The sequence below is a fragment of the Mesorhizobium sp. WSM4814 genome (assembly GCF_055811595.1).
In genome coordinates this window covers 1-10,468 of the sequence record NZ_JBVVQT010000051.1, presented here as the reverse complement: position 1 = coordinate 10,468, position 10,468 = coordinate 1, and the positions used below count along the sequence as shown (strand labels likewise).

General features: G+C 57.4%; 7 protein-coding genes and 1 pseudogene. All 8 read left to right on the top strand.

What is annotated here, in order from left to right; genetic code table 11:
- Positions 1-234 precede the first annotated feature (234 nt).
- The 8 genes and pseudogenes from AC0L2V_RS31920 to AC0L2V_RS31885 all read left to right on the top strand — a co-directional run bounded on the left by AC0L2V_RS31920 (position 235) and on the right by AC0L2V_RS31885 (position 10,124).
- Positions 235-1,168, top strand: a pseudogene (locus tag AC0L2V_RS31920) (IS110 family RNA-guided transposase).
- A 484-nt stretch (positions 1,169-1,652) separates the two neighbouring features.
- On the top strand, positions 1,653-3,248 hold the full coding sequence (locus AC0L2V_RS31915; RefSeq protein ID WP_473522154.1) for an ABC transporter substrate-binding protein: 1,596 nt from the start codon (positions 1,653-1,655) through the stop codon (positions 3,246-3,248).
- Positions 3,248-4,189 carry an ABC transporter permease gene (locus tag AC0L2V_RS31910; RefSeq protein WP_473522153.1) on the top strand — a complete coding sequence of 314 codons (942 nt, stop codon included), beginning with the start codon at positions 3,248-3,250 and terminating at the stop codon, positions 4,187-4,189. Before AC0L2V_RS31915 ends, AC0L2V_RS31910 begins: the two co-directional genes overlap by 1 nt.
- 1 nt (position 4,190) lies before the next feature.
- A complete protein-coding gene (locus AC0L2V_RS31905; protein WP_473522155.1) occupies positions 4,191-5,069 on the top strand; it encodes an ABC transporter permease in 879 nt (292 codons plus the stop codon).
- Between the two features lies 1 nt (position 5,070).
- Positions 5,071-6,078, top strand: coding sequence for an ABC transporter ATP-binding protein (locus tag AC0L2V_RS31900; RefSeq protein WP_473522152.1), 1,008 nt, complete (start codon positions 5,071-5,073; stop codon positions 6,076-6,078).
- Entirely contained in the window at positions 6,075-7,103 is a 1,029-nt protein-coding gene (locus AC0L2V_RS31895; RefSeq protein WP_473522151.1) for an ABC transporter ATP-binding protein, read from the top strand. Before AC0L2V_RS31900 ends, AC0L2V_RS31895 begins: the two co-directional genes overlap by 4 nt.
- A gap of 90 nt (positions 7,104-7,193) precedes the next feature.
- Positions 7,194-8,426: a serine hydrolase domain-containing protein gene (locus AC0L2V_RS31890; RefSeq protein ID WP_473522150.1), complete on the top strand. Its 1,233-nt coding sequence runs from the start codon at positions 7,194-7,196 to the stop codon at positions 8,424-8,426.
- 327 nt (positions 8,427-8,753) lie between these two features.
- Positions 8,754-10,124, top strand: a complete 1,371-nt coding sequence (locus AC0L2V_RS31885; RefSeq protein ID WP_473522149.1) for a CapA family protein — start codon at positions 8,754-8,756, stop codon at positions 10,122-10,124.
- The last annotated feature ends 344 nt before the right edge of the window (positions 10,125-10,468 follow it).

Sequence of the window (10,468 nt, the reverse complement as noted above, 5' to 3'; positions counted from 1 at the left end):
CTTTCTCTTCATCAGTCCGTCCTTCAAACGAGGCCGGACTCTAATCCCAACTGGAGGAAATTACCCGCGGCAGGTCAAGAGTAGCAGCTCTCTCGCCAGCGGCGAGGGATGGATCGTCGACGCGCTGGCCACTTGAGAGCCGAGCTAAAGTTTGATCACCCTCGTCTTTTCCCGAAGGCCTGAACGGATACGCGCAGTTTGAGCTGCGCATGACAAGCAGAGGCACGGCAAAAGATGACAGACATTACCATTGGCGTCGACATCTCGAAAGAGGCGCTGAACGCCTATCGCTTCCCAAGCGGCGAGAGCCGCCGCTTCGACAACACGGTCAAGGGCCACAAGGCGCTGATGCGCTGGATCGGCTCCGGGGTCGCTCGGATCGTCTACGAGCCGACCGGAGCTTACCATCGCGGGCTGAGTGCCACCTCGCCGAGGCCGGACTGCCACTGGTCAAGGTCAATCCGCGCCAGGCGCGCCGCTTCGCGGAGGCGACCGGCAAGCTGGCCAAGACCGACCGATGCGACGCCGCCATGCTGGCGCGCATGGGGGCAGTGCTGGCTTTGACGGCACGGCCGCTTGGCAGCGCACTGCTCAATGAACTCAAGGATCTGCACCTGGCCCGTGCGGCTCTGATCAAGGATCGCACCGCAGCCAGCAACAGAGCCAAGACCCTGACCCTTACCCTGCTGAGGCGCCACAACAACGAGCGGCTGAAGCAGATCCAACGTCAGCTCGGCGATATCGATCAGACGATCCTTACGCTCATCAAAGCCGATCCCGACCTTGCCCAGCGCCGCGACATCCTGACCAGCATACCCGGCGTCTCGGATGCCACCGCATGCGCACTCATCATCGACATGCCGGAACTCGGAACCCTCGAGCCGCCACAGGCCGCAAGCCTCGCCGGCCTCGCTCCGGTCGCCCGTCAGTCGGGCAAATGGACCGGCCGCGCCTTCATTCGCGGCGGCCGGGCCAATGTTCGCCAGGCCCTCTACATGCCCGCCCTCGTCGCCATGCGCGTCAACCCCGACCTCAAGGCAAAATACCAGGCGCTAAAGGCGGCAGGAAAACCCGCAAAGGTCGCCATCACCCATTGATGCGAAAGCTCATCATCCTCGCAAACGCTCTCCTCAAGGCGCAGCGAAAATGGGCCCCTACAACCCCTTGATCAAAACGGATACTTTAGCGGTTGGCGCCCCCGGCGTGTTCGAGTCGTCACCAAGAACGGGATGTCGACGTTGGTGAGTTCCAGTGGTTCGAACGGGTTCGATGTGATCAAACTCGTAGCGTCACCGACTTGGTTCGCAGCCTACTGACAAGCTCGGCGCCACGTTCTTCCGAAAGGGCAGGTCTGCTTCCCCTGGGGGAGAATCTCGACCTCTCGCGACGCCATGCCAACAAGACGCAAGACTTGAGTTGAGAGTTGAGACTGAGTTGACCCGCAACAGGGCAGCTTCGGATCTGGGCATGGTTCAGGTCGTGGCCGCATCTCATGTACGCAGGGCGGGCGAAAAGCGCCACATCTTGGGGCCATCTTAAACCCAGATGACTGCGATATATAGACTGAATTTGACGTAAGCGCCGCCGGGACGGAAATTCAGTAAACAAACTGAAAAGCGCAAGACTCCGCTTAACAAAAAGGGGAATGAAAGATGAGGATTTCTCGACGCGACCTCGTTAAGATGGGCATTGCCGCCGGAACAACTCTATCGACAATACCTGTTCCATCAGTGCTGCGCGCGCAGCCGACGCCCACCGCCGCGCAAACGGTCCGGATGGCTAGGTATGGAGTCGATTCCTTCGATTCGATGGTCTCAACGGCTCAGTCCACCGGTAACCACGGCCTCGCAATCTATGACACGCTATTTGCGCTTGATTCCAAGTTAACGCCACAGCCTCAAATGGTAGGAAAATGGAGTGTTTCCGACGACAAGAGAATTTACACCTTTGAACTTAGGGACGGGTTGGGCTGGCATGACGGTACGCCCGTTACCGCAGCTGACTGTATCGCCTCGATTCGTCGCTGGAGCCAAGTAGCTCCAGGCGGAAAGCTGATCACAGAGCGCGCAAAGGATATCTCGGCGCTGAACGACAAAACTTTCGTTATCTCCCTGCGAGAGCCGCTAGGGCTTCTTATGGAGATCCTAGCTAGCGCGGCTACCCCAGTACTGTACATCATGCGTGAAAAGGACGCGAGTCTTGCTGCCACGGAGCAGGTAACCGAAAATATCGGATCGGGGCCGTTCAAATTCAATCAAGCTCTCGGCAAACCGGGAGCAAGCTTTACTTACGACCGCAATGAACACTATGTGCCCCGCCAGGAGCCGCCGGACGGGTTCGCCGGTGGCAAGGTCGTGAACGTTGAGCGCGTCATCTGGGATTTCATTGAAGACCAGCAAACTGCTTTCGCGGCCTTACAAGCCGGCGAAATTGATTTCATAGAATTGCCAGCCGCCGATCTTTATCCGGCGTTCAAAAGTGATCCTAGCCTTGAATTACAGGTATTGAACAAAGGCGGTGATGTTTATTTCATGCGAATGAACTGTTTGAAGAAGCCGTTCAACAATGTGAAGGCTCGGCAAGCGATGCTTCACTTAATAGATCAGGAAGCGGTCATGCGTACCAGCTTCCCCCCAGAGCTCATTAGCCCGATTACTTCGTTTTTTGGGAACCACACGCCCTATGCAAATGATGAAAATACCGGATGGTACAAGAAGGGTGGAAACCCAGAAAGGGCCAAGCAACTCCTCAGCGAAGCCGGATATTCTGGCGAAACGCTGGTAATTCTCCAACACGCGAATTGGCGCGAAGCCAACTCCATGGAACAGTTTCTGGCCGACACGTTGAAGAAAATTGGGGTCAACGTTGAGCTTGTGCCGAGCGACCAAGCCGCCTTTGGTGCGCGCCGTAAGAGCCGTGACTGGGACCTCTTCATGGGGAGCGAGACTGATTATGACCGCAGCACTCCGATCAGCAATCCCACGCTAAGTGCGAATGGGGAGCAGGGCTGGTGGGGCTGGCCGAAGAGCGACGAATATGAGGCTCTTCGGGCAAAATGGGCAGAAGTCGAAACGCTCGAAGAGCGCAAGGCACTGGCCCGCGAGATGCAACGTATACAGTGGGACATCGTCGGGACCGTTCTGCTGGGCTCAGCTGTCTCGCCAATCGCACGCCGCAAGACACTCACGGGTCTTATCGAAATGCCATCGCTCATACCGATGTGGAACATGCGGAAGGTCCCAGCCTAATGGCTGTCTATGTCCTTCGCAGGCTCGTTTCGGCCATCGCTGTCATGGCGATGGTCGGGATCTTTGTCTTCCTCTTCGTAAGACTGGCCCCCGGTGACCCGGCGGGTGCGATCGCCGGCGATAAGGCTACGCCCGAGATGATTGCGGCAATTCGCGAACAGTTGGGGCTCAATAGGCCTATGCCAGTTCAGTTCGTGCATTGGGCGGTCAGTATCCTCGGCGGCGACTTCGGGAACTCACTTTTCTCCGGGCGACCCGTCATCGAACTCATCTCGCAGCGGCTTGAACCGACTACTTCGCTCGCGATCCTGACGATGGTCCTTTCAGTTACAGTCGGGATCTCATTCGGAATCCTTGCGGCGTGGCGAACTGGTAGTTTTGCTGATCGCATCCTGACGGCATTTGCTACACTTGGCTTTTCTGTCCCGGTGTTTGTAGTCGGCTTCTTTCTGATATACCTGTTCGCGGTCACTACACATTGGCTGCCGGTCCAGGGCTACGAGCCGATCGGTGGTGGTCCAGGGTCTTGGCTTGTACACCTGATCCTTCCCACAGTGGCTTTAAGTCTGGGATACATTGCATTCATCGCCCGAGTTACACGGGCGAGCATGCTTGAGGTTTTGTCGGAAGACTATATGCGAACGGCCGCCGCCAAGGGCGCTTCGTCCTATGCCATGCTTTTCCACCATGCCTTGAAAAATGCCGGCGTCCCTATCCTGACCGTCATAGGCATAAGCTTCGCCTACCTGATCGGCGGAGTGGTCCTCACAGAAACAGTGTTCAACATACCCGGTATCGGACGTCTGGTCGTTAATGCGCTCAACAACCGCGATTACGCTATCATTCAAAGCGTACTCATCCTTGTTTCAGGGTTATACGTACTAATCAACCTGATGGTCGATATTGCATATACGCTGATCGACCCGCGTGTCCGGTATTGATATGGCGCTCCTCTCTGCACCAATAGAAACTGCACCAACGGGTCTCAGAATACCTGCCCTGGCTCGTCTCGCGCGGCGGCATCCCCAGGTCTTGATAGGCGGCGGGCTCCTGTTTCTTCTTATCGTTCTGGCGCTGGCCGCCCCGCTTTTCGCCGGAGATCCGACGAGTATGGATCCTTACAAACGCCTCCAGCCGCCTTCTGCCGAGATGTGGTTTGGAAGCGACAACCTGGGCCGCGACGTATTTGCGCGGACTATCTTCGGGGCGCGGATCTCCCTTCTGGTTGGGCTGATTTCAGCTGTCTGTGCGAGTTCGGCAGGGCTTCTGATTGGTGTTTTGGCTGGCTACGTCCGCAGCTTTGATAGCGTCATCATGCGGCTGATGGATGCTCTGATGTCGATGCCAACAATGCTACTGGCCATCGCTCTCATTGCTCTGACCGGCCCCGGGCTTGGCACCCTCATTGTCGCCATCACCATACCTCAGTTGCCGAGCATTACACGGCTGGTTCGGTCGGTAGTTTTGGGTGTGCGGGAGCGTCCCTATGTGGAGGCCGCGCTTTGCGGTGGCGCGAGCCTGCGAAAGGTGTTGTGGCGGCATATCCTTCCCACCACTATCCCAGCGCTTATGGTCCAGAGCGCCACGGTCTGTGCCGATGCGATCCTTACAGAGGCCGGTCTGAGCTTCCTTGGCGTGGGGGTGCCCCCCGAAATCCCGAGTTGGGGCAACATGATTTCAAACTCCAGGTTGTTTCTCGGCATAGCGCCGATGACGATCTTCGCCCCCGGTATTTGCCTTGCCGTCACGGTCCTTGCAGTCAACCTGCTCGGGGACGGCCTGCGCGACCTGTTCGATCCCCGCGCCAAACAGAGGCGCTAACATGCAGATGCATCAAAGGATAGAAAACGACTTACTGCTCGATGTGCGAGACCTCGAAACGCATTTCTTTGGCGAAGACAGCGTCACCCGCGCGCTCAGCGGTATCAGCTTCCAGGTCAAAAAGAGCGAGACGCTGGGCATTGTCGGCGAATCGGGATGCGGGAAAAGCGTCACCGGCCTCTCCATCCTCCGCCTGCTGCCGAAGCTCACCGCCAAGACAGTGGCAGGCGAAATCCGCTTTCACGGACGCAATCTTCTTGAGCTGTCTGACCGAGAGATGCGCAAAATCCGTGGCGACCAGATCGCCATGATCTTTCAAGAGCCGATGACGAGCTTGAACCCGGTCTATACGGTCGGACGCCAGATCGCCGAAGCGGTGCAGATACACACCAAAGCGTCGCGCTCCGTGGCCATGGCAAAAGCCGAAGAAGTGCTTCGCATGGTTCGCATTGCTGATCCTGATCGTCGGGTTCGTAATTATCCGCATGAGATGTCTGGTGGGATGCGCCAACGCGCCATGATTGCCATGGCGCTTGCCTGCTCACCGGAATTGTTGATTGCCGACGAGCCAACTACTGCGTTGGACGTTACTATTCAGGCGCAAATACTTAGGCTTATCGTTGACCTGAAAGAGCGCACCGGAACGGCCGTGATGTTTATTACGCACGATCTGGGCGTTGTAGCCGAAACATGTCAACGCGTTATTGTGATGTACGCCGGCCGGATCGTCGAGCAAGCTCAGGTAAATGATCTGTTCGCGTGTCCCACGCATCCTTACACCCAAGGGCTTATGCGCTCCGTTCCTGATAGGCGCAAAGGTCGCCAGCGACGGCTTCCCGAAATTCCTGGCATTGTACCAAGCCTCCGCCAACCTATTGTGGGATGTAGCTTTGCGCCTCGGTGTCCGTTCGCAATAGACATTTGTCGTGAGAAGACGCCCGTCCTTGATGATGTCAAGCCGGGTCACGCCGCCGCTTGCTGGCGCGCCAAAGAGGTAATGGGCGCATGACTGGTCCTCTGCTGAAAGTCGAGAACCTGACCAAACATTATCCGCTTGGCTCGGGAATCTTCAAGAAAAGCATTCCGGTGATCCGGGCGGTGCAGGATGTTTCTTTTTCTGTCGAAGCGGGCGAGACGCTTTGCATCGTCGGTGAGTCCGGCTGCGGCAAGTCCACCGTGGCGCGGCTCCTGATGCGGCTCGTCGAGCCGACGGCTGGCCGCGTACTGATCGAGGGAACCGACATTGCCGGCCTCAAGAAGCAAGCGCTTCATGCGTGGCGCCGTCGCATGCAGATGGTCTTTCAGGACCCTTACTCGTCGCTCAATCCTCGGCTTACCGCCGGACAGATCATCACCGAGCCGGCCGAGAATTTTGAGCGCCTCGGCCGCAAGCAACGCCAGGCGCTTGCCGCGGACCTTTTGCGAAAGGTCGGAATGTCGCCCGAAATGATACACAGGCTCCCGTCCGAATTGTCGGGCGGCCAGCGCCAGCGGCTCGGCATTGCGCGCGCCCTCTCGCTCAACCCCTCTCTGATCATCGCGGACGAGGCGGTGTCAGCCCTTGATGTCTCGGTGCAGGCACAGATCTTGAATCTGCTTCTGGATCTCCAGCAGCAGATGGGCATCGCCTTCGTCTTCATCTCGCATGACCTCGGTGTCGTGGAGCATATCGGACATCGCGTCGCGGTCATGTATCTGGGGCGGATCGTGGAACTCGCGCCCTGCGAGGCACTCTTCGCCAAGCCGGTCCACCCCTATACCGAGGCGCTGATCGCGGCAGCACCTGTGCCGGATCCGACGCGGATTAGGCTTCAGGTGCCCGTCGACGGCGAGGTGCCAAGTCCCATCAACCCTCCGAGCGGGTGCGCGTTCCATCCGCGCTGCCCGCTCGCCGTCGAGCGCTGCCGCATCGAAGTGCCGCCTCTTGTGCCGATCGCCGATGGGCGCGTCGTCGCCTGCCACGTGCGCGCTCCGGCCACAGGGGGACCTGGACAGTCGGTGGTGGGGAACGTTTCGCTCAGTGCTCTGGCGTGACACCAGCCCCCTTTATCCATTGAAGCATTTTGGGCGCACGGCTGCTTGGGCGCCGAACATCGCCAAGTACACGAAGTGACGAGGTAATCGATGGATGAACATTCACACGAGAACAATTACCAACCGCCAGGCGCAAATAGAGCAACCAGCCCACGCAGCCTCACAGGGTGGCTGCAGAGCGATAATTTCGCTGAGTTTATCCGAGCTCAGATGCAAGTGTCCCACATACCCGGATTAAGCTTGGCTATCATCGATCAAGGCTATCTTGTTTATACCGCCGGATTCGGACTCGCGGACATTGCACTCGGCCACGCGATGACTCCGCAGACGCTGCTGAATATTGGCTCGATCACCAAAACCATAACCTGTGCTGCTGTGATGCAGATGTACGAACAGGAAAAGCTTGAACTTGATGTGCCGATCGATCGGTACTTGCCGTTCCCCGTACGCAATCCGGCTTTTTCGGATCGGCCCATTACCACGCGGCAGCTAATGACCCATACATCTTCGATTGCAGATAGTCCGTTGTTCTGGTCGAATTATGTTTGCGGCGATCCGAAGGCGATACTTGGCGAGTGGCTAAAGGAGTATTTTACGACCAGTGGATCGGCCTTTGACGCCAAACAAAACTTCAACCCGTGGGCGCCGGGCGCCGCGTATCAATACTGCAACGTGACCTACGGATTGCTTGGGCTGCTGGTGGAGCTACTGAGCGGCATGTCGTACCCAGATTATTGTCGCGGGCATATTTTCGCACCGCTTGGGATGACTGAGGCTCGCTTCTTGCTCGAAGGCATGCCGCGAGAGAAGCATGCTACGCTTTACGACTACGTTGACGATGGCGACGTCACCAAGATGGAATTGATTGATCCTAGATGGTCCGCGCCTAAAGACCAAAATGAGATTCACGTACCGCACTGCCTTTATAGCTACGTTACCTTGTCAGACGGCCTTGCGCGTACCACGGCCTCAGAGCTGGCGAGATTTCTCATGGCCTACATGCAAGATGGTGTGCTGGAGGGCAAGCGGATACTGCGGGCAGAAACCATCAAGGAAATCTTAAGCGACCAGAACGTTCAAGGTCTACCTTTTTCGGACCAAATTCAAGGCCTTACGTGGCGACAGAATGACCGTATCAAAGCCGCTAATAGATCGTGGCGTGGTGTATGGCAGCACACCGGCAGCGATCCAGGAGTTTCGACGTACATGGGCTTCCGCCCGACCGACAGTCGCGGAGTCGTCCTGCTGGCGAACCTCGGCGGCAACCCACGCGCGCGACCCGAAATCGTTGAGCGCATATTGGGTTGGGCAGGTGACAAATAGTAAGCACGCGATCTTGCTTGCACCGCCCGGAACCTGGTCCAGTTTGAGTCGGTCGACCTGTCGGCGTGTCAAGTGTTGTCGGATGGCGTGGGCGAGCATACCCGCGTTTTGGGGTTTGCCTCGCTGTACACAGGCTCCCCGGCGGACTGATCGTCGCACCGTTGGTGTCGTGAGGGGCTCGGCAGCTTCCGCCGTCAAGCGCTCGCCACCGAAAGAGTGCGGCCGACTCCGGCTAATTCTCTCTCCGTTGTACGATTGTACCTTCCACAGTTTCGAAAATCGCAGCGTACAGCCAGTAGGAAGACGACAGAGACGAAGGAAAATTTCATGGAAAACAAGAACGGTGGAGATCCGTCCCAACTGGGCGCAGCCTATGACATCGTAGGTTCGATTGCAACGAACGTGGCGGACGGCTTCACGATAGCCGCGGTCGGCGACCTAATCGTGTCGCGTGCGGTGACGAAATCTCAGAATGTTGCCTTTGGCGAGGTGGCCAAGATCCTTCATGATGCTGACGTCACATTTGGCAACCTGGAAGTCAACGTGTTCGACATCCGATCGTTCAATGGATACCCGCAGGCTGAATACGGCGGCGCCTATCACCTCAGCCTGCCAGAGGTTGGCCCAGATTTGAGGGCGATGGGATTCAACATCCTGGCTCGCGCAAACAACCATTCGCTTGACTGGGGCGTTGAAGGCATGCGCGAGACGAGCCGAGTGCTCGATCAAAACGGGATTATCCACGCAGGGGTGGGCGAGAATCTCGCACAAGCCGGCGCTGCGCGCTTCTTCGAGACCGCTCGTGGTCGCGTGGCGCTGCTGTCATGTGCTACAACATTCAAGCCCATGGCGCGGGCCGGTGATCCCGCGGCCGAAGCGCCAGGCAGACCAGGCCTGAATGCCCTTCGTTTGGCGCAAAGCATCGTGGTTCCGCCCGAAATGCTCGGGAATGTGAGGCTGATAAGTTCTGGCTTACGTACCGACCGCCCCGTCCCCGAAGATCCCAATAAGGTCGTGCTCGCCGGAATGACATACAAAATAGGCGACAAGATCGGATACAGCTTCGAACCAGACTCGCGTGATGTCGCCGACATCCTACGAAACGTCCGTCGGGGCAAGCAGTTCTCGGATTTTTGTATCGCCACGAACCACGGTCACGAACCTGGAAATTGGAGTCAGGAGCCACCTAACTACGAGGGATCGTTTGCGCATAGCCTAATCGATGCCGGGGCGGACGCTTACATTGGGCACGGACCTCATCAACTGCGGGGCATCGAGATTTACAAAGGTAGGCCGATTTTTTATAGCCTTGGGAACTTCTTCCAGGACGACCTCGGGACCCCCTCGGGGGCGGAAATGTTCGGCGACTATGCCAAGGATCCTCGGCTCGACACGGATGCCGAAGTGAAAGTGGCCGAAATGAAGGGCTATTCAGACCCGGTCTTCTGGGAAAGCGTCATCGCCGTTAGCCGATTCGAGCAGAACCAGCTTGCCGAATTGCGACTTTACCCAATCGAGCTCGGTCGGTTAAACAGGTTTGCAAACCGCGGGATTCCACGTCTCGTAGCCAAGCAGCAGGCAAGAGCTATTCTCGAGCGTCTACAGACACTTTCGAAGCCATTTGGAACCGAGATCGCCATCGAGAACAATGTGGGTATGATCAGAGCGCTACCTCGCCGTGAAACGCGCCGCTGTTGATGGGCGACGGCTGCTGGTGAGTTCAATCCTGGGGCCTCGATCCTCGATTGAGTTGCCCGGCGATCAGCTTTTCAGAAACATTGCGGAACGTTATGCCCGGTGGTGTGGGAGGGGCGCCGTCGCGAGGCGTCTCGCTATCCCGATCAACCCGAACTCAATGCTCCGAGCGCAGTACCTGTCTACTTGCGTCAATCAATGGGCGAATGCCCAGTCGATCTAGCCGACTTTACCGGTCTTTACGCGACCCTAATGTCGATTAGGATAGGCCCATCCACTCACGCGAGAAGAGATTTTGTAATGCTCATCAGATCAAAGATCGGCACATTGGTCAGCTTTCGAATGTC